The sequence below is a fragment of the Agaribacter flavus genome (assembly GCF_042646125.1).
Taxonomy (GTDB): Bacteria; Pseudomonadota; Gammaproteobacteria; order Enterobacterales; family Alteromonadaceae; genus Glaciecola; species Glaciecola flavus.
This window is the reverse complement of record NZ_JBHRSW010000043.1, coordinates 90923-111680: the sequence shown is the minus strand read 5'-3', so window position 1 is coordinate 111680 and position 20758 is coordinate 90923. Positions and strand designations below refer to the sequence as shown.

Below are 20758 nucleotides of genomic sequence, written 5' to 3'. Positions count from 1 at the left end.
ATACCATTGTTTCAGATATAAGCGGCAATCAACAAGATGGCGTTTTAAATTCTGCCTTAGAGGTAGTTTTGCCCCCCAACAATAAGTATTGCCGAGCGATGCGAGCGGATGACAATACTACCTCTGGTGAGCAAATCTATTTCGATACAAACCTTGACTTGAATACTGTTGGGAATCAGGGATCAGTGTCATTTTGGTTTAGGTATCCGGATGTTTGGAACGATGGCCAAACTGCCATGCTATTTGACGCCAGCAATCCAAATGAGGCGAATGGTGCCAAGTATTTTTACTTGGCCAAACAAGGCTCAGGCGCGCTCGCGTTTGGTGTCGAAGATATTTTTGATCGCGACTACGTCACCACGACTCCCAGTACCTCTTATGCGGCGAACGAATGGGTGCATGTCGGCGTACAGTGGAATATGGATGCAAGGGTATACCGAATTTTTCTAAACGGTGTTGAGGCCGCTGAAACTAATTTTGATGTCGGCTTGGGTATGCCAGATCTCGATTCATTAGTGTTTGGAGACAACAATAGTACCTACGTTGTCAATCTTATGTCGCCGAATGCAGCAAGAGGGTTTATTGATGATATTCGCCTATACAGGCAGGCAGTAAGTGAGGCAAAATTTAAAGCAGACCATGATGATGCACAAGCTTGCAATCCTGTTGATCATTATCGCATCGAGCATCCCAGTACAGCTATTACCTGTAGTGATCCGACTGTTACTATAAAAGCCTGCGCAAATGCTGATTGCAGCGAGCTGGTCAATGACGTAGTGAGTTTGCAGCTAACACCAAGTGATGCTTGGCAACAGTCAGCGATTAGCTTTAGTGGGTCGACGACAGTCGGTTTACAATATCGAACTGCGGATACCTTAGCATTAGGCAGTAGCAGTCAATCACCCTCAGCATCGATTCAATGTTCTTCAAATTGTGAGATTGTGTACAGTGATCTTGGCTTTGAGTTTTTCAATCTAAGTACGGGAAACAACGATTTTTCTTCTACTACATTTGTTGCCGAATCTTCTTTATCAAATGTCGGCGTTCGCGTCATGGGTGGAGAAAGTTGTGAAGCCTTGGTCAACGATACGACGGATGTCGAACTGCGCTATCAATGTGTAGTAACCAATGACGCAAGCTATACGCCTAGTCAGTGCAATGTGCCCTTTGCTGGTATCCCTCTGTCTGGAGGGAATAGTCAAACGGGGACTGTATCGCTAAATTTTGATGCTAATGGCGAGGCCAATTTTGCGCAATTTAGTTATGCAGATGCAGGACAACTAAGTTTGACCGTATCTGGAACACTAAATGGTGCGTCGGTGAGTTCTGCAAATACGGTTTTAAAAATAGTACCCGATACATTCAGATTAACTGCAGACAACACTGCAATAACCCCTGCAGGTGAGGAATTTTCTTTGTCTGTGGAGGCATTGGGTGCAAATGGTAGTGTTTTGCCTGGCTATCAAAATGCCGAATTTGGTGTGTCGGTGCAGCGTCAAATACCGAATGAACAAGGAGCGGTCGACGCCGAGTTTTACCTTGATAGTAACACTTTTGTTCAATCTCAAACCAATACAGGCTACACGGCAACGCCAAATGTAACTTTTAGTAACGGCGTTCTGCAGTCAGCAGAAGCGTACATGGAAGAGACGGGGCAGTACCTGTTGAGGGTTAGAGACAACAACTATTTAGGTCGCAATATTCAATCGAATACGGTTCAGCTTGGACGGTTTACTCCCGCGTACTTTGACGTGAGCTATATTCAACCTGAGTTTGAGAATCGTTGTGCGAGCGCATTTACCTATGTGGGGCAAACATTTACTTACGCGACCACATCTCGTCCTTCGTTTACCGTAAGTGCCTACAACGCAAAAGGTCAAATTACGCGCAACTATGCTGGTTCTGAGTGGCGCTTGTTGCCAAATACCTCTTCAATTAGTAGCTCGTTTTCTTATTCGGATGATTCCGTTTATTCAGGCAGTTTATTGGTCGACAATGTTGGTCAGGGGCCCGCAATTGCTGATACCCAAGTTTTTGATGGAATAGGCAGCATAGATATAACTGGCACGCAATTGCGCTATCAAAAGCTTGCTGCTCCCTCGGGGTTAAGCGCATCGCCTTTTGCTACGCAAGTTGATCTGCTTATTGCGGCAAATTTCTTCACAGACAGTGACGGTATATGTTTTCAGGCAAATTTTCCAAGCAGTGGTTGCTCGTCTGTAACGATTGAAGATATTTCGGGAACGCAGCAACGTTATGGAAGGCTGCGCCTCGAAAACACCTATGGACCAGAAACTACCACTTTGCGCGTACCCATGCAGGCGGAATATTTGCAAGATGGACAATGGCAAAAAAATTCTTTGGATAATTGTACAGCTATCAATTTGGATATGAGTCAAGGCGATATTCGTTTGAGCCATGATAGTGAAAGCGTCAATGATTTGAGTGCCAGCTTGACTGCTATTAGCGCTAATGGTTGGTTAAGCGATGGGGTGTCGGGTGACGATGATTTGTTGCTCAGTCCAGTTATCGTAAATGGTCAAGCGCAAAGTGGGTCGTTGTTTTTGCATCTAATACCCACTAGCGACGCAAATCACTGGTCACAGCATTTGAACATTGATTGGGATCAGGATGGCGACATTGATGACGATGATACCCCCACGGCGGCCATTAGCTTTGGCCTGTATCGAGGCAATGACAAAACTATTCATTGGCGCGAAGTGTTTTAATCGCTGGTGAGGCATAGTGATCATAGTTGTGCATATCGACTTATCTTTTAGATACATCACCGAGCTTTGGCCAATTTGAAAACGATCAGTGACGTATCTTCTTAAGTTTTACAGCGTGATTATATTTTACTGAGTCCACCCGACTAAAATCAAAATTTGTTTTTCATGAATGAAAAACTGAAGCGTATAAGGACATACTCGCAGCGTTTTTGATTTTAGTCGGGTGGACTCAGTAAAATATAATCACGCCGTATTTTTAAGTTAAGTTTTTAATTAGTCAAAAACTATAACGCCCTTGGCATTTCTTCCTGCTAGCATGTCATCAAAGGCTTGTTGAAGATCTTCTAACTTATAAGTGCGTGTAACCAGTTCTTCTAACATGAAATCCCCTTTTTCAAACAATGCTTCAAACTTAGGGAAATCGATATCCGGTTTAGCGCCGCCGTACAATGGGTTGATATAGATTTTATCCCATTCAAACAAACGCATATCTACAGTGATTTCTTCTTCGATACCACTTACTTGCACTGCGGTACCTGCATTGCGGATCATGGCTAATGGTGAAACGCCCAAAGCTGGAACAGCTGTACATTCAAATGCGTAGTCTGCGCCTCGGCCTTGTGTCATGCCTTTGACAACTTCGGCAGCGTTGAGAAGACCTTTGTCGTCACGGTCAGCTAAAATAACATCTGTTGCGCCGTACTCTTTTGCCATTTCAAGACGTTGTTCGTTTACGTCGATCGCGATAATTTTTGCTGCACCAGAAATTCTTGCTGCTTGCACAACATTTAGGCCGACACCGCCAGTACCGATAACCACTACTGAACTTCCCCACTCAGGTTTAGCTGTGTTAAACACGGAGCCTGCCCCCGTCATTACACCACAACTAATTGTAGAGGCGGCTGCCCAAGAAAGTTTCTTTGATGTTTTCTTGACGACTGCTGAGGACTTGACGATTGCATATTCAGAGAAGGTACCTAGGTTAAACGAACGTTCAATCGGTTTGCCTTGATGGGTTGTTCTTTCGATAGCGACATGACCGCCAGAAATTTTACCTGCATGGCTGGCAATAACCGGAGAGTTGCACTCACAAATATTCTGGTTACCAATTTGGCATTGAAAACCGTCGTAAGACGGAGTAGCCCAGTTTAAAATTACCTCATCGCCGACTGCGACCTTAGTGACGTCATCACCAATGGCTTCAACAACACCTGCGCCTTCGTGCCCCATAACGATTGGCATACCCCATTTTAGAGAGTCATGATCAGTATGGCATATCGCCGCTGCTTTTATTTTCACTAATATTTCATCACCGCGGGGAGCGCCTATCTCCGTCTCTTCAATTGAAAAGGTGCCGTCTCCGGGGGCAATCGCCGCTTTACATTTTATTGAGCTCATAATATTTCTTTAATAATGCTTTTGGATTTGTTGGAAGGTTTGTATATGTCAGTATACTCTCATCTGTTGAGGCGCAAATCTTAACCGAAGCAGCTGGTTTTCGCAAAATTTATGCGCGTTTGAACTCAGTAATTTATGCAACTTATCAGCAATTTCAGATAGACGACTGTTGGATTAAGCAGGATAACTTGTTCCCCGCTATTTTTTATGAATAGAAAACCTCACGGACTGCTTGCTCTCGCGCCAGCGCATTGGTACAGTTACAAAATTATGTCAACCCATAGGTTGTTTGTCTTTGTCTGTTGAATGAATAACAAACATAGCCAACAAAAATAAACAGCCTCTAGTATTGGCAAACAGAATATTTACCGATACTCACAGTAACAAACAATAATAAAAGGCACTCCATGTTCAAAAAGCTTCGAGGCATGTTCTCAAACGATTTATCTATCGACCTCGGCACAGCGAATACGCTGATTTACGTCAAAGACAACGGAATAGTGTTAAACGAACCATCGGTAGTAGCGATACGACAAGAAAGGGCGGGTGGCCCCAAGAGTGTCGCGGCTGTTGGTCATGAAGCCAAGCAAATGCTTGGTAGAACCCCAGGCAATATAAAAGCAATACGCCCGATGAAAGATGGGGTAATCGCAGATTTTTACGTTACCGAAAAAATGCTGCAGCACTTTATTAAGCAAGTGCATGATAATAATTTTTTACGTCCTAGCCCGAGAGTATTGGTTTGTGTGCCTTGCGGCTCAACACAGGTAGAGCGTCGAGCCATACGTGAGTCTGCGCTCGGAGCAGGTGCAAGAGAAGTCTATTTAATTGATGAGCCAATGGCGGCGGCAATCGGTTCGGGTTTGCCTGTTTCTGAAGCGACCGGTTCTATGGTTGTCGACATTGGTGGCGGTACTACCGAAGTAGCTATCATCTCATTGAACGGTGTGGTCTACTCGTCCTCTGTGCGCATTGGCGGTGATAAATTTGACGAAGCAATCATCAACTACATACGCCGTAACTTTGGATCGCTGATTGGTGAAGCAACAGCAGAGCGGATCAAGCATGAGATTGGCGCGGCTTACCCCGGCGAAGAGGTTAAGGAAATTGAAGTACGCGGTCGCAATCTCGCGGAAGGCGTACCTCGTGGATTTAATTTAAACAGCAACGAAATATTAGAGGCATTACAAGAACCCTTGTCTGGGATTGTCAGTGCGGTAATGGTTGCACTTGAACAAAGCCCACCAGAATTGGCATCGGATATTTCAGAACGCGGAATGGTATTGACGGGTGGGGGAGCCTTACTAAAAGATCTCGATCGCTTGTTAATGGAAGAAACCGGAATCCCTGTCGTTATTGCTGACGATCCTCTGACTTGTGTTGCGCGTGGTGGTGGCAAAGCCTTTGATATGATAGACATGCACGGCGGTGACTTGTTTAGTTACGAGTAAACAATTGCAAGGTTGCCCATTTTAAGATGAATGAGGTTTTTCCAAGAGGTCCGTCTTTATTGACCAGATTCATTTTGATTCTGGTTTTTTCAATTATTGCAATGATTGTTGATACTAAGGTCGATAGTGTCAAAACATTGCGTACTTATTTAACCTCTTTTGTTAGTCCCCTTCAGTATATTGCAGATATGCCCGGTGAACTCCTCAATTGGAGTGCATCTCGTTTTACGTCTAGACAAAAAATGTTGGATGAAAACGAACTATTAACCGCGCAAATCACCTTATTGAATGGTGAATTACAGCGCTTAGCTGCCTTACAGCAAGAAAACAATAAGCTCCGCAATCTTTTGGACGCGCCCGTGCGCGTTAACATGCACAAGATGATTGCAGAGCTTATGTCAATTGACAATAACCCCTATTCTCATCAAATTGTGATAAACAAGGGAACTTTGAATGATGTCTACTTGGGTCAAGCCATCTTAGATGACAATGGTGTGGTAGGGCAGGTCGTTGAAGTGGGGACGACAAATAGTCGGGTTTTACTGATTTCTGATGCGACCCACGCAATCCCAGTGCGAATTAGTAGGAATAACGTACGTTTAGTGGCCTCGGGCAAGGGCGAGCTCAATGAACTTAAGCTACAACATGTTCCCCATAGTGCAGAAGTTCAAGAGGGGGATTTATTGATATCTTCTGGGCTAGGCAATGTTTTCCCTGAAGGGTATCCGGTGGGTACAATTGAAAAAATTGTCAGAGATGAAAGTCAGCCCTTTGCTGATGTAACAATAAAACCTGCGGCGCGCCTAGACCGACTGAAGTATTTATTATTATTGTGGCCAGATGAAAAAGCACCGGAAGAAGCCGTTGCCTCAAGTGAGTTATACAAGCAATTAGAGGCCAATGATGCCCGGAAATAGTACGTTCATTTATATTTGCATCATTGTGGGCTTAATTTTACAGATTATCCCGATGCCCCCATTAATTGATATTTATCGCCCAGATTGGCTATTAATGATTTTGTGCTATTGGGCTATGGCCTTACCCAATCGCGTCAGTGTCGGCGTGGCGGCAATTTGTGGTATAACGCTTGATATTCTTTATGGCACCGCGCTCGGCGTACATTGCTTCGCGCTCACTATCGCAATTTTTATTGTATCGGCGAATTACCAGCGCTTACGTAACCAGTCCATGATCCAACAAGCTTTCACCATTATGGTATTGTCACTGTTGTATCATTTGATTGTCTACTGGTTGCAGTATTGGTTGATAAATACGCAATTTCGTTGGAGCTTCTTTTGGCCAACCGCCGTGACAATCTTGCTATGGCCTTGGTTATTCTGGTTACTGAGAAAGTTTCGTCGGAAGTTCAGGGTCTCGTAATACAACCTAGCTACCAGATAGAGCGGATTTTTAAGCAAGATTTATGAGTAAATTGATTCTAGCCTCAGCATCCCCTCGTCGTGCGCACTTGCTCGGTCATCTTGTGTCTGATTTCGAGGTCATTGCGGCTGATGTCGATGAAACTGTTAAAGCTATGGAATTGCCTGATGCTTTAGTGAGCCGATTGGCCGCACTTAAAGCTAAGGCTGTTTATGATCTTCAAGAAACATCGTCACGAAGAAGCATAGCTGTGCTGGGGTCGGATACCGTTGTTGCGGCTGATGATCGTATTCTTTGCAAGCCTACAAATTTCAAGGACTTTCACGAGATGATGTCAATACTATCTAATAGTGTTCATCAAGTGTATACCGGCGTATGTCTTATCCATGAAAAATTGCAACAAAGCATAGTTGTGAAAACTGAGGTATATTTTAGCCCTATATCTGAGATGGAAATTGAAGACTACTGGCAAACCGGTGAACCACAAGATAAAGCAGGGGGGTATGCTATTCAGGGTGTAGGTGGAAAATTTGTGGAGCGTATCCATGGCAGTTATAGTGCGGTGGTTGGCTTACCACTTGTTGAAACTAAAAATCTACTATCAGAGGCGGGTATCCTAAATGGCAGCTGAACTTCTTATCAATGTTACCCCTTCAGAGTCAAGAGTCGCGATGATCGAGAATGGGATCTTGCAAGAGATCCACATTGAACGTCATACCAAAAAGGGAATTGTCGGCAATATTTATAAGGGAAAAGTCAGTCGTGTGCTGCCTGGAATGCAAGCAGCCTTTGTCGACATCGGTCTAGATAAAGCCGCCTTTCTGCATGCCTCTGATATTGCCATCGATGAAGAAATTGCCGACGATGTGACACCTGCTCAGCTAGAGAAAAAAGATATTCGAGAGCTGGTCAGAGAAGGACAGCAAATTATTGTACAGGTAGTCAAAGATCCTCTGGGTACAAAAGGTGCCAGATTGACGACGGATATCACACTCCCCTCTCGCTACCTAGTTTTTATGCCGAGTGTCACCCATGTTGGCGTGTCGCAAAAAATTGAAGATGAAGAAGAGCGTGAACGATTAAAACAAATTGTTGCGTCTTTTTGTGATGAAAATGGTGGTTTTATACTGCGCACGGCGGCTGAAGGTGTATCTGAAAATGAACTTCGACAAGATGTCGATTTTTTAAGACGCTTATGGAACAAAATTGAGCAACGCAAAAAATCGGGTAAGTCGAATGTGCTGTATGAAGATCTACCAGTAGCAAGGCGTGTGTTGCGCGATTTTGTTGGTACTGAACTAGAGCGTATTCGCATTGATTCGAAATTGACATACCAAGAGCTACTATCGTTTACACAAGAATACGTACCTGAACTAGAATCTAAGCTACAATACTATCAAGGTGAGTTGCCGATATTTGATTTATATGATGTTGAAAACGAGTTACAGCGGGCGCTCGAGCGCAGAGTCGACTTAAAATCTGGTGGCTATATTATCATTGACCAAACGGAAGCAATGACAACTATTGACATCAATACAGGCGCCTTTGTAGGACATCGCAACTTAGAGGAAACCATTTTTAATACCAACATTGAAGCGACTTTGGCCATTGCGCGTCAGTTGAGACTGCGTAATCTTGGCGGCATGATACTGATAGATTTCATCGATATGATTGAACCTGACCATAAAAGACGGGTCTTAAGTTCGTTAGAACAAGCAATGTCGAAAGACAGGGCTAAGTCAAGTATTTACGGCTTTACTTCTCTAGGCTTGATTGAAATGACTCGAAAGCGCACCAGAGAGTCACTGGAGCATCAATTATGTGGTGAGTGCCCTGTTTGTAAGGGGCGTGGTTCGATAAAGACAATCGAAACAATATGCTTTGAGATAACACGTGAAGTAGTGCGGGTCAATCGTGCATATCGCGCAGATAAATTTGTCATATATGCTTCGCCACCCGTTACGGAAGCGCTGTTAGGAGAAGAGTCCCATCTACTCGCAGAGCTTGAAGCCTTTGTAGAAAAGCACATTCGTGTGCAAACCGAAACCTTGTACCATCAGGATAAATTTGATGTGGTAATGATGTGAATAAAATAAGCGAGACCTTGACCTTTCTTCTTAGAAAGCTATGGACACTCATTGCCATATGCTTGGTCTTGGTTGCGCTTGTTGTCAGTGGTTTACGATATTCTCTTCCGTATCTAAATGATAAAAAAGAGCATATTGAGGGTTTTGTTCTTAACAACTATGGTATTGACTTAGAAATCGGGAAAATTGATGCAAGCTGGCAAGCAGCAGGCCCTAGTCTCGTTTTAAAAGATGTCAAAATGCGGCAAGCAGACGCTTCACCAATCATGCTCGATATCGGTGAGTTATACCTGGTGATTGATTTCTGGCCCAGTGTAAGCTCAGCAAGTTTGCAATCTACGAATGTCCGTCTATCCAAATTGCATCTTATTGTTGATATGCCAAAGATCAATGCTTCGGATGAAGACACTGCCATAGTACAAGCGCTAGAAACCATCTTTTTAGAACAGCTAGAAAATTTTTCGGTAGATAATAGCCAACTGACTTTCGCTACAGTAGAGGGAGAGCGAAGCATTCAAATTGACCAACTGTCTTGGCTTAATAAAGACAGCCGCCACCAAGGCCTAGGTCTTTTCTCATTGAACGATTACTCCAGTAATAATGCCAAGTTCATCTTGGATTTATATGGGAACGTCGATAGTTACACCGGCAAGTTTTACGCTCAAGGACAACAAATAGATATTGCGCCTTGGCTGAACGAGCTAGGTATCATTAATACTCAACTCGATAGCAGTGACGGTAATTTTGAAGTGTGGGCTGACATTGCCGATGGTGGAATAAACAAGATACAAGGACGGATATTACCGAGTACTTTTGCTTGGCTGGGTGAATCTCGCACGGTTCCTACAGAGGTCAAGGCCAGTTTTTATGCAAACTACATGGCATCTGCTTGGCGTTTTGTTTTAAATGACTTAGTTGTCAGTGTTGATGATCAAGATTTACTCAGTCATTGGGTTGGTAGTTATCACAAAGGAAATGGTGTTTACATAGAAAATACGACACCAATTGACCTGAGTAATACCAGTGGTTTACTGGGTATCGCCGATGGAAAATTTGCAGCTAAGCTTGATGAACTTGGTTTGGACTCTCGGCTTGAGAAAGCGCAGCTCTCTTTTGGTGGACGCGAAAACCTGACAATGCAAATTCAGGGCGTGCAATTCGCTTATAATCAATCTGGCTTATTGCCGGGTGTCGATGCTCTAGGCTTCGATTTAAGTTGGGCTGGCAGCAAAGGGAAGGTAGACATTCAACAAGACGATCTGCACTTATCTTCTGTAAACTTGTTGGAAAAAGATATCAAAGTAGAAGATCTGAATATTCCAGTATTTATTGAAAAACAACGATCTGGTTTCCATTTTTCTTTAGATGATATTTCTTTTGTGGCAGATGGTCTTGCAATTAAAGGCGAACTTGAATATGCGACAAATTCTGGATTTTTATCGCTCTTATTAAGCACAGAGAGCTTAGCTCTGAACAAGTTGAGAACGCTGTTGCCCAATCGAGTAATGGGGCAAGAGACAAAGGCGTTTTTGACGCGCGCATTTTCTGGTAGTGGTGAAGTGCAACATTCGAACATTCTTTGGCATGGTGCAGTAGCAAACTTTCCATTTACCGAAGATGACGGTGTTTTCCAGTCTGATGTACAAATTAATAACGCAGAGCTGACCTTTTCTTCATCTTGGCCAGTTGTAGAGAAGTTAGATGTAAACCTTCTTTTCGAGAACAATGCATTGTTTATGCGCAGTGACTCGAGTTATCTGAAAGATATACTCGTGACTAATTTTAGAGCACGAATACCAGAACTAAAAAGCGCATCCGAACTGATTATCGAAACGACGGGACGAGGTACGGGTGAAGAGCTTGCTGCATTATTTTTAGATAGCTCGTTGAAACAAAGCTTAGGGCGAATTCTGTCACAAGATGTTGTGGTCAATGGCAATTTAGCCGCTGACCTTGTTCTGACTATACCATTGAGTGATGCAAGCAATGTGAGGGCGCAAGGAAAGTTAGCACTAGCAAACAATAAAATAAGGATTGCCGCTTTAGATTTACAATTGACAGAGGCAAAGGGTTTGCTCCTTTTCGACAATCAGAACCTAGTAGTCGAAAATATCGATGCAATACTATTTGAACAACCGATCTCGCTGAGTTTAACTAGTCAACAAACAGATTCATATGACTTAGATATCGCGATTAAAGGGAATTGGGATGTCGAGCCACTGCTGATTCATCATGCGCCAGATTTACTCAATAGTGTTACTGGAAAAACTGATTGGCAACTGGATATAGATGTGGAGCTCATCGACAAGGATTACGAGTATTCAGCCAACTTGGTTTCTGACTTGATTGGCATAAACTCGACCTTGCCCTACCCCTTGGATAAGGCTGGAGAGGATAGCTATTCTTTGCAGTTGAATGCAAAAGGAAACAAGATTGCTTCAGTTGTGCGCATGATTGCAAATCAGGAACTTAGGTTTGAAGGCGCTATTCCCCACAAAGAAAAACGTTTCAATCGAGCACATTTGTCCATTGGCGAAACAGATTTCTTTGGCTTAGGGGCAGGCTTTAGTATCAGTATAAATTTACCAGAACTTGACGCCCTTCATTGGTATGACTCGGTGAAACAGATATTGTCTCGGCCAAAAAGTGGCACACCTGGTTACTTAGATGTGCCTGAACGCATATTTGTTGAAGCCGAGAAGCTCGTTTTCAACGACATAAAAATTAGTGATGCGGGAATAATAGCAAAGCGGAATCAAGACAACTGGTTTATCGAGTTTGATGCAGATCAGACACGCGGTACTGCCACCGTCTACGACAATTGGGTCTCGCAAGGCATCAAAATAGACGCGGATTACGTCAAGTTCAAAAAAGCGAAGCTTGCGACTGATACACAGGAGCTAGACATTGAAATCAACGAGAGTGAGGTGGCAAGTTCCGAAACATTGACCGAATCGACCCTGAATCCTACATCTTTACCCTCAATCGAATTTAATTGTGATGACTGTACCTTTGCGGGTAGAGATTTTGGCAAGGTAAATTTGGAAGCCTCGCCAAATGATGATGGCTTAGAGATAGAGCGCCTATTGCTAGATAGCGAAACAGGGCGCGCTAATATAGTTGGACAATGGTACAAGAGACATAAAGATCATTACACTTTTTTAGTGGGTGATGTGACTAGCAATGATTTTGGGCGTTATTTGCAGGATTTTGGTTTAAATAGCGGTATAAAAGACTCAGAGGCCAGCGTAGACTTTCGCTTAACGTGGAAGAATTCACCCATGGATTTCGCTTTTTCTTCCCTCGATGGCGAAGTAAATTGGCAGTTAAGTGACGGTTATCTTAACGAAGTCAGTGACAAAGGGTCTCGATTGTTTACTTTGTTAAGTTTAAATTCCTTGGTAAGAAAACTCTCCCTTGATTTTAGAGATGTATTTGCCCAAGGTTTTTTCTATGACGCAATGAAAGGTAGTATACAAATCACTGAAGGTAAGGCTGATACACGTGATACTTTAATCGACGGAGCAGCAGGCGAAATCGAAATTTATGGCTATACAGATTTAGTGAGTAAGCAGTTGAACTACAATATTAGTTTTGCTCCCAACGTCACCGGTAACCTTCCCGTTCTTGTGTACTTTTTTACTGTTAGTCCACCGTCTGCCCTGGCTGCTTTAGCATTAGATCAAGTATTAACTTCGACAAAGGTTATTTCTAATGTCAATTACGCCGTAACGGGTACCATAAGCGAGCCAGTGTTGACGGAAACTGGACGCGAGAGCACGGAGGTGGATTTGCCAGCCCGACGTGTTGCTCCGCAAGAAGAAAGTATTCCTGCCTTTGTCCCTCCAAGTACCGAAGAGATTATTGAGGTGCCAGCACAAGATGGTTAGTTTGCATGCTTTGCAAATGAACAGCAGTGATTGCCTTCAAGATAATTTGCAGAAAGTTGAAACACTTATTTCCCGTATTCCATTTAACCAATACGCAACCGACCACCATTTAATCGTGTTGCCTGAATGCTTTTCATTATTTGGCTGTGGGGGTACGAAAATGTTAGCCCATGCTGAGAAGCCAGGCAATGGTATGGTGCAGGGTCGATTATCTATTCTTGCTCAAGAAACGCGTAGTTTTATTGTGGCGGGAAGCAGTCCCATGTTGTCTGCGCAGCATGACAAATACTATGCGTCGAGCATAGTTTATTCACCAGATGGTAAGCAGTTGGCGACATACAATAAAATGCACTTATTTGATGTAGAAGTGAATGATGGTACTCACATTTATCGCGAATCGGATTTCACTATGCATGGTGAAACGGTATCGGTAGTCAACTTGGCATTTGGCCGCATTGGACAGTCTATATGTTATGATTTGCGTTTCCCTGAGTTGTATCGAGCGATGGATTTTCCTGAAATCATCGTGGTGCCGAGCGCATTTACCAAAGTCACAGGGCAGGCACATTGGCATGCTCTATTGAGCGCAAGAGCGATCGAAAATCAATGTTATGTTGTAGCCGCAAATCAATATGGTAGTCATGCTGATAAACGTGAAACATTTGGACATAGTTGCATCTACTCGCCGTGGGGGGAGTTACTTAGCATTATTAAATCTGGTGAAGGTGTGGCATCATCGGTGTTGAACATTCACGAACTAACAAAGATCAGACAGGCAATGCCTGTTCGATCTCATATCCGCGGAAAGTATGAGTAAAGATCAAGTAGTAAATAGCTTATTGAATCAAGGCGATTTAAATGTGCAGTCCTTAGAATCAGCACTTGGGATACTGCTATCCCACAAAAATGATTTTGCTGATTTGTATTTTCAAAGTAGTCAACATGAAAGCTGGGTACTCGAAGATGGGATCATTAAGGAAGGGAGTTACAATATTGAAAGAGGCGTGGGTGTTCGAGCAGTCAATGGAGAAAAAACAGGTTTTTCGTATTCTGATGAGATTTCTAATACTGCATTAATAAAAGCTTGTCATGCCGCAAAAAACATAGCGCCAAAAGCTGATAAGGCTCATGTAAGCAAAGTCTTTTCTAAGACTAATCCGAAAGCGATATACGGTATAGATAACCCTCTAAGCAGTATGCCTGATGCAGAAAAAATTAACCTCCTACGCATGGTGGATACTTATATTCGCAATAATGCGAAAAACCTTAGTCAAGTCGTGGTTAGCCTGACAGGGGTATATGAAGAGGTATTGATTGCCGCAAGTGATGGTACTTTCGCTACTGATATCAGGCCATTAATACGCTTGAATTGTTCTGTTTTATTAGAAAAAGACGGACGCCGTGAGCGTGGTGCTGCAGGTGCCGGTGGGCGCCGAATGTATGACTACTTTTTATCGAACTGTGACGAGAATATTCCTCTTTATCAAAAGTTAGCTAACGATGCTTTGCATATGGCTAGGGTAAACCTCGAGGCCATCCCCGCACCAGCTGGCTCAATGCCTGTGGTTTTAGGTTGTGGTTGGCCCGGGGTTTTGCTACATGAAGCTGTGGGTCATGGTTTAGAAGGTGATTTTAACCGAAAAGGCGCATCTACCTTCAGTGGGCGTATTGGTGAACAAGTTGCGTCTCGAGGTGTAACAGTTGTAGACGATGGAACCTTAGAAAATAGGCGAGGCTCGCTATCCATTGATGATGAGGGTACGCCGAGTCAGTACAACGTGTTGATCGAAGATGGTATTTTAAATAGCTACATGCAAGACAAAATCAATGCAAAACTGATGGATGTCCCAGTGACAGGTAATGGGCGAAGAGAATCATATGCCCATTTACCTCTACCTAGAATGACAAACACTTACATGCTTGCAGGTGAGCACTCGCCAGAGGACATAATTGCCTCAGTTGATAAGGGTATTTATGCTCCCAATTTTGGTGGAGGACAGGTGGATATTACATCTGGCAAATTTGTTTTTTCGACCTCAGAAGCCTACTTAATAGAAAACGGGAAAATAAGTACACCGATTAAAGGTGCAACCTTGATTGGGAATGGACCAGAGTCTATGCAGCAAATATCTATGATAGGCAATGACTTGCACTTAGACAATGGCGTAGGTGTTTGTGGGAAAGACGGTCAGTCTGTACCCGTAGGGGTCGGTCAGCCTACGCTAAAAATAGACCAAATGACTGTCGGCGGGACACAATAAGCCCGCCGAGTTTTGCTTATTAAAAACTTTGAGAAGGCCTAAGCATTTAGGCCTTTTTAATGTCGACAACTTCTGCTTTTTCAGCTTCCAAAATACTGTCAGCGCTAGTGCCTTTTAATAGCTTGCTTACGGCATCTTTATTCTTGGCTAGTAAAATGCCAAGTTCTTCAGACATTGATTCTTCCAATTCAATGCCTTTGCTTACAATGTAAAAACTTAAATTATCAGCAATGTCGAGCATTTTGTCGTATTGATCAGCTTCTTTCTTGTCGGTGGTAACCAATTTATCTACTCCCTTATGCTGTACAACATATTGGGTAATGACTGCCATTCAGTTTCTCCCCTTTGATTCTTTGAAGGTGCATATTAGCATTATAACTGTATAAATAACCAGTCTATTTGCTATTTTTTGGTATAAACTTTAAACAGTTTTTAAATGTCGTGCTGCTGGTCTCGCTAGCAATGTATTGCCAAGCTTGCATGTTTGCGTTGTGTGCAGCTTGTACATCGTATATGTAGTCGCCTACATAAGCGATGCTTTCAGGTGCAATGCACCAGTCTTCCGACACTGCGAGTAAAGCGCTCGGGTCAGGTTTGGCGGGCGCGTCCTCACGAGTAATGACTTGCGTGATAGGCACCGCATTATTCGATAGTTTTATGTGAGCAGCCTTTCTGCTGTTTCGCGTGACAATGGCTAAGGGTAGGTCTCGTGATTTTGCTTCGGTGACAAAGTCCCTTGCACCTGATACCCAAACTGCACTGTAGGCGTCCGCCAATTCGTAGTGCAGGACAATATCTTCCGCACGTTGTTTTTCTGCGCCTGAAAGTTGCCCGATATGACTGAGTATATCTGTGTCAATTGGGCATGCAAGTTGTTGCTTTATTGTTGAAAACGTTAAATTTGAGCTAATCAAGGTATCATCAAGATCAAAAATTATGCCTTCAACGCTTTCGAATTCAAAAATCATCTCAATACTTTTTCTCAATAGTTTTCTTATAGTTAAGCATATCAAGCTCAAATTTATCCTGATAGTTAGACTAAGGTATAATTAATTGGTCATTAAATATGCGTAAATCGTATTTTGTCTAGACGTAACTTGTCGCTAAAATACTCATCCGATCAGTCATTCCTGACGAGTTGAGTAGTCCGTAGGTATTTTTGTGAGTATTTTAGAAGAGTTATTATATCTCAGTTTCGCATTTGCGTTATGCATGTCTTTGTATTTCAATCTCATGCAAGCTCAGTTACTACGTCGTGTCAAATCACAATCTACTGTGGCACGCGGTACTCAGCATCGCCAGGCTAGCTTTGGTACGCACAAAATACACAAGATGGTTGATCAATTGGAGGTGGCAATGAAAGGCTTGGCTACATCTAACTATTGGACGCAAAATCATCAAAAATGTCATTCATTGTATAAAGTAAAGCTTAGGAACGAATTTGGGCAAATACGCGGTCTATTGAACGAATTAAAACAATTGCGGTATGACGCTGATTCGTTTGTTGCTGAACAACCAAGCTCAGTATTATGTGCACAACTCGACCTAACATCAGTGTGGGAGGCATTGACAAATTTTGCGAGCTTTCACGGGGTTGAACTGCGTATAGACTTCGACGAGCAATGCGTGGTTGCTTTACCAAATTCAGTTCTTGGGAAACTGATAAAAGAAATTGTCGTCAACGCAATTGTTCATAACCACGAGAGCACCGTTGTGCGTGTTGACGGTGGTGTATACGGGTCAAATTTGATAATAAACGTGCGCGACAACGGAGTGGGTATACCAAAAGAAGTGGTAAGTAAAGTTTGGGATACAGCCTCAGATTCAAAAGCAACGCAAAGACGCAGAACAGACGAAAACTTTTACTTAGACCTACCAACGGTTATTACGACTCTACAAGCATTTAAAGGCAAGGTCGAGATAAACAGTTCGGTCAGGCATGGAACACATATACGCTTATATGTCCCCATTCAAGAGTTGGAAAATTGCGCTGAGTTATTGACTGATTCCGAAAAAACTCAAGAACTTGGCACTTCTTATCTGAAAGTAAACAATGCATCATTAGTCCTGTTTGTTAATTTTTCAGGGGGACGATTGTGTCAAGAATTGGTAGAGGCCAATTTATCACATTACAATATTTCTACTGTTAATTCGGGAGATCAGGCGCTTGTTGAGATTGCTAACAGGAACGTGCAATTACTTGTTTTAGATACAGATATTGAATACGAACAAGCTATGCAATTGAGCTCAATAGTACGGGCAAGCAGAAAAACACGCGACATCCCCATTGTATTGCTTACTTTTGCCATTCCACAAGATATTCGACTCGAGTTTTTACGTAAAGGTATGACAAATATTTTAGAGAAACCTGTTCAAAAAGAAGAGGTATCGGCAATGCTGAAAGCTTGTTTGAGTCGCTTGAAACACACGTCCGCGGTTGTTGAAGAGGCGCTAGCGACATACACTATCAGAACATCCGAAATAGATTTTTCAAACACATCTGACGATTTTGCCAAAAATTTCGAAAGCATTGTTGAAGATCATTATGCGGATAGCGATTTTTCGAGAGGAAATTGTGCAAGCATGCTATGTATGTCCGAGCAAACCTTGCACCGACGCATTAGAGAAAACTTTGACACCAATTTCCGAAGCTATGTGCAAGAGTTTAGGATGCAAAAAGCAAGAGAAATGTTGCTAAACGGCGAATCAGTCACCAATACAAGTTTGAATGTTGGGATCAACTCGCTGTCGAATTTTACCCGTAACTTTCGAGCAACCTTTGGCTACCCGCCGTCAAAATTATCAAAGCGCACAATTCGGTAAGTTTTTAGGTTAGCAGACCCTAGTGGCCACTTAGTGTCTGTACTTGAGCAATATCGGTGTCACCTTTCAAGACTTTTAAAACGGCATCTTGGGTTAGTGTCCGCATACCGTCGGACATGGCTTGGTTTTTCATATCGTTGACTGAGGCTTCTTTATATACCAGTGACCTAAGTTCAGCGGTCATTTCAAGAAGCTCATGTACCCCCGTTCTGCCTTTATAGCCGGTGTCACCGCATTCGTCGCAGCCTTTGTTTCGATACAACTGCAACTCGCCATTGATATTTAATTCTTCAAACCATTCTTCACCATATTGTCGTTTTATAAACGCAATATCCTCAGGTGAAGCAGTATATTGTTCTTTGCAGTTACCGCATAAGGTACGGATAAGTCGTTGTGCCAGTATACCCACACACGCATCTGAAAAATTTACGGGGTCAAGACCCAAGTCTAACAGGCGTGTAATGGTTTCGGGCGCTGAATTGGTATGTAAAGTCGATAAAACCAAGTGACCAGTTAATGATGCTTCAATACCGGCATGAGCGGTTTCTTTATCACGCATCTCACCAATTAAAATAATATCTGGATCCGCACGTAAGAACGCTCTGAGTGCATTGGCAAAGGTAAAGCCTATTTTAGGGCTGACTTGCACCTGTTGCAATCCAGGTTGAGTAATTTCCACGGGATCTTCTGCAGTCCATATTTTCTTTTCAGGTGTATTTAGATAGCCTAATACAGCGTGAAGCGTGGTTGTCTTACCCGATCCGGTTGGTCCCACAACTAACAAGATACCGTGTGGTTTTACGATCATTTTTTCTAGGCGCGTCATATTGTTGGGCATGAGGTTCATTTTTTCTATCGGCATGGCGCCACCTGTTGCCAAAATTCGCATCACAACACCTTCACCCGCTACCGTTGGAATCGTCGCGACACGCACCTCAACGGATTGTCCCGACATCTTAAATGCTAACTTACCGTCTTGCGGAATACGTTTTTCGGCTATGTTGAGCCCTGACATGATCTTGATTCTGGCTATGACTGCACTGTGATGGGAGGCCGGAACCTGAGTAATATCCCTGATAACGCCGTCTATACGCATCCTTACACGAGTCGGTGCGCCTTTTTCTGGATCAACATGAATATCAGAGGCATTTAAGCGCTTAGCATCTTGAAGCACACGGCTAACGAGTCTAACGACTGCTGGCGCATCTTCTGCCATTTCATCAACACTGTCGTCGTCCTCTTCCAGTGATGTGCCAATTTCATCGAGAATTTCATCCATTTCTCCGGGGCCAGCGCCAGCGCTTGTTTCGCCAAGATATTGAAGTATTTGATTGGGTAAAGCGACGGCAATCTCGTAACTATCGATACCGAGTGCACTTTCAATTTCCATCAATAGTGCAGCATTATTGGGTTCGAGCATTAATACGATGGGATTTTCTCTAATATCTGAAATCACCGCCACATGGTTGCGTTTCAGATAAGACATATTCAGCTTTCCGTTGCCTTGATGTAAGTGGTAGATGTCGGGAGAATACGTGATATAAGGCACTTGATAATGTACCGATAATGCCTCACCAATGTCGTCTTCCTTGACTCTAAGTTCTGAAATCAGTCGTTGGATGATTTGTTTGGGACTGCTATTGTCACATATGTCATCTAAAGGTTTTTGCTGAACTAGACCACGATGAACAAGGTAGTCAAAAGGGTTTTTTGTACCGCCTAGCTCATATCGAAATTTATCCCCAAGCGTGTCGGCAATCTGTGAGGCGAGTTCGAGATCATGTTGGGAAAAGTCACCTGCAGATTTATTGATAACTTGCATTACGCCCATCAATACCCCAGCGTTTATCACCGGTACACACAAAATGTTGTCTGTTTTGAATTGACTTTCTTTGTCAAACTTTTTGTCAAAGCGCAGCCTAAAGTGTACTTGCTTGAGTAGTTCGTCGTCGTAGGGATCGTTAATGATGAGTGCTTGTTGCGCCATGGCAACGTAGCCAGCGACGGAGAGTGGACTGATGGGGACTTTTATTTCGCGAATTTCTTTTCCTGTCTTGTACCTAGCAACTAGATCTTGGTGTTGGCGCCTTCGTTGAAATAAAGACATCCGAACTGCACCAAACGTTTCAAGGATAAGTGGCTCAACCTCCTTAAATGCTGCGGTAAGTGTCGGATGTGCTTGCAGCCGTTTATTTACTTCTGACAACACTGTATTTGACGACGACTGATCATGCATTGCTATAGCATCTTCCTTTAACAATTATCTGAAATTAAACCCAAAGCTATATTATCCGATTTGGCATACTTTCGGTAAGCTGTACTCACGTCTAGCGTATAATATTATAAACCGAATAGGTCTATGCTCGCTTATCGGCCACTAGAGCTAAATACTTGAATGAATTAGGCTTTGGCGCTTAACCCGGTGTGACGGTCTTGTCTCTTATTATTCAGCATCGATGTGCCATGGTTGAAATTGTTAATAACAATCAGAGTGGGAGAAGACTCGCACATCGAGTACTTACATTCGTGATGCCTAAAGGCACAAGTAGTTTGTGCCTATGTCGGATATTTTTACAGTTAAATTTACCTTAGTGCTAAACATTTGATTTTATGTGTTTATTATTTTTGGCTTGTAAAATGCATAATAGTTAATATTGTTTAAGGTGACTTAGCTGGTCATATCAGTTAATATTCAATTTAGTTAATAGCAAATTTGGGCGTTATGCTCTTTAGCTTAGC

General features: G+C 43.0%; 14 protein-coding genes. 10 read left to right on the top strand and 4 right to left on the bottom strand.

Annotated elements, in window-relative coordinates:
- Window positions 1-98: 98 nt before the first annotated feature.
- Entirely contained in the window at window positions 99-2729 is a 2631-nt protein-coding gene (locus ACFOHL_RS15505) for a DUF6701 domain-containing protein (RefSeq protein WP_376921174.1), read from the top strand.
- A gap of 273 nt (window positions 2730-3002) precedes the next feature.
- Here ACFOHL_RS15505 and ACFOHL_RS15500 read toward each other — a convergent pair whose 3' ends face one another.
- Window positions 3003-4127 (bottom strand): zinc-binding dehydrogenase, encoded by a 1125-nt coding sequence (locus ACFOHL_RS15500; RefSeq protein WP_376921151.1) that lies wholly within the window; start codon window positions 4125-4127, stop codon window positions 3003-3005.
- A 407-nt stretch (window positions 4128-4534) separates the two neighbouring features.
- On the opposite strand from ACFOHL_RS15500, the gene ACFOHL_RS15495 reads away from it, so the two are divergent.
- The 8 genes from ACFOHL_RS15495 to tldD are packed head-to-tail and all read left to right on the top strand — an operon-like array spanning window position 4535 to window position 15196.
- Window positions 4535-5578 (top strand): rod shape-determining protein, encoded by a 1044-nt coding sequence (locus ACFOHL_RS15495; RefSeq protein ID WP_284218667.1) that lies wholly within the window; start codon window positions 4535-4537, stop codon window positions 5576-5578.
- Window positions 5579-5604: 26 nt separating this feature from the next.
- Window positions 5605-6495 carry a rod shape-determining protein MreC gene (gene mreC, locus ACFOHL_RS15490; protein ID WP_376921150.1) on the top strand — a complete coding sequence of 297 codons (891 nt, stop codon included), beginning with the start codon at window positions 5605-5607 and terminating at the stop codon, window positions 6493-6495.
- Entirely contained in the window at window positions 6482-6958 is a 477-nt protein-coding gene (gene mreD / locus ACFOHL_RS15485; protein ID WP_376921149.1) for a rod shape-determining protein MreD, read from the top strand. The genes mreC and mreD overlap by 14 nt, the downstream gene beginning before the upstream one ends.
- Window positions 6959-7001: 43 nt before the next feature.
- Window positions 7002-7589, top strand: coding sequence for a Maf family protein (locus ACFOHL_RS15480; RefSeq protein WP_376921148.1), 588 nt, complete (start codon window positions 7002-7004; stop codon window positions 7587-7589).
- Window positions 7579-9045 carry a ribonuclease G gene (gene rng / locus ACFOHL_RS15475; protein WP_376921147.1) on the top strand — a complete coding sequence of 489 codons (1467 nt, stop codon included), beginning with the start codon at window positions 7579-7581 and terminating at the stop codon, window positions 9043-9045. Before ACFOHL_RS15480 ends, rng begins: the two co-directional genes overlap by 11 nt.
- Window positions 9042-12935 (top strand): YhdP family protein, encoded by a 3894-nt coding sequence (locus ACFOHL_RS15470; protein WP_376921146.1) that lies wholly within the window; start codon window positions 9042-9044, stop codon window positions 12933-12935. The genes rng and ACFOHL_RS15470 overlap by 4 nt, the downstream gene beginning before the upstream one ends.
- Window positions 12928-13752, top strand: a complete 825-nt coding sequence (locus ACFOHL_RS15465) for a carbon-nitrogen hydrolase family protein (RefSeq protein ID WP_376921145.1) — start codon at window positions 12928-12930, stop codon at window positions 13750-13752. Before ACFOHL_RS15470 ends, ACFOHL_RS15465 begins: the two co-directional genes overlap by 8 nt.
- Complete coding sequence (gene tldD / locus ACFOHL_RS15460) at window positions 13745-15196, top strand: metalloprotease TldD (RefSeq protein WP_376921144.1); 1452 nt, start codon at window positions 13745-13747, stop codon at window positions 15194-15196. The genes ACFOHL_RS15465 and tldD overlap by 8 nt, the downstream gene beginning before the upstream one ends.
- Window positions 15197-15242: 46 nt before the next feature.
- On the opposite strand, the gene ACFOHL_RS15455 is transcribed toward tldD, so the two are convergent.
- Together ACFOHL_RS15455 and ACFOHL_RS15450 are read right to left on the bottom strand one after the other, a co-directional pair.
- Window positions 15243-15527, bottom strand: a complete 285-nt coding sequence (locus ACFOHL_RS15455) for a YebG family protein (RefSeq protein WP_376921143.1) — start codon at window positions 15525-15527, stop codon at window positions 15243-15245.
- Window positions 15528-15591: 64 nt separating this feature from the next.
- Window positions 15592-16182 carry an HAD family hydrolase gene (locus tag ACFOHL_RS15450; protein ID WP_376921142.1) on the bottom strand — a complete coding sequence of 197 codons (591 nt, stop codon included), beginning with the start codon at window positions 16180-16182 and terminating at the stop codon, window positions 15592-15594.
- Window positions 16183-16357: 175 nt separating this feature from the next.
- Between ACFOHL_RS15450 and ACFOHL_RS15445 the strand changes: the two genes are divergently transcribed.
- The gene (locus ACFOHL_RS15445) at window positions 16358-18019 is read left to right on the top strand and encodes a helix-turn-helix domain-containing protein (RefSeq protein WP_376921141.1); all 1662 of its coding nucleotides are present in this window, start codon (window positions 16358-16360) and stop codon (window positions 18017-18019) included.
- A gap of 19 nt (window positions 18020-18038) precedes the next feature.
- Here the strand turns inward: ACFOHL_RS15445 and ACFOHL_RS15440 are convergent, their stop codons facing one another.
- A complete protein-coding gene (locus tag ACFOHL_RS15440; protein WP_376921140.1) occupies window positions 18039-20255 on the bottom strand; it encodes an ATPase, T2SS/T4P/T4SS family in 2217 nt (738 codons plus the stop codon).
- Window positions 20256-20758: the final 503 nt, after the last annotated feature.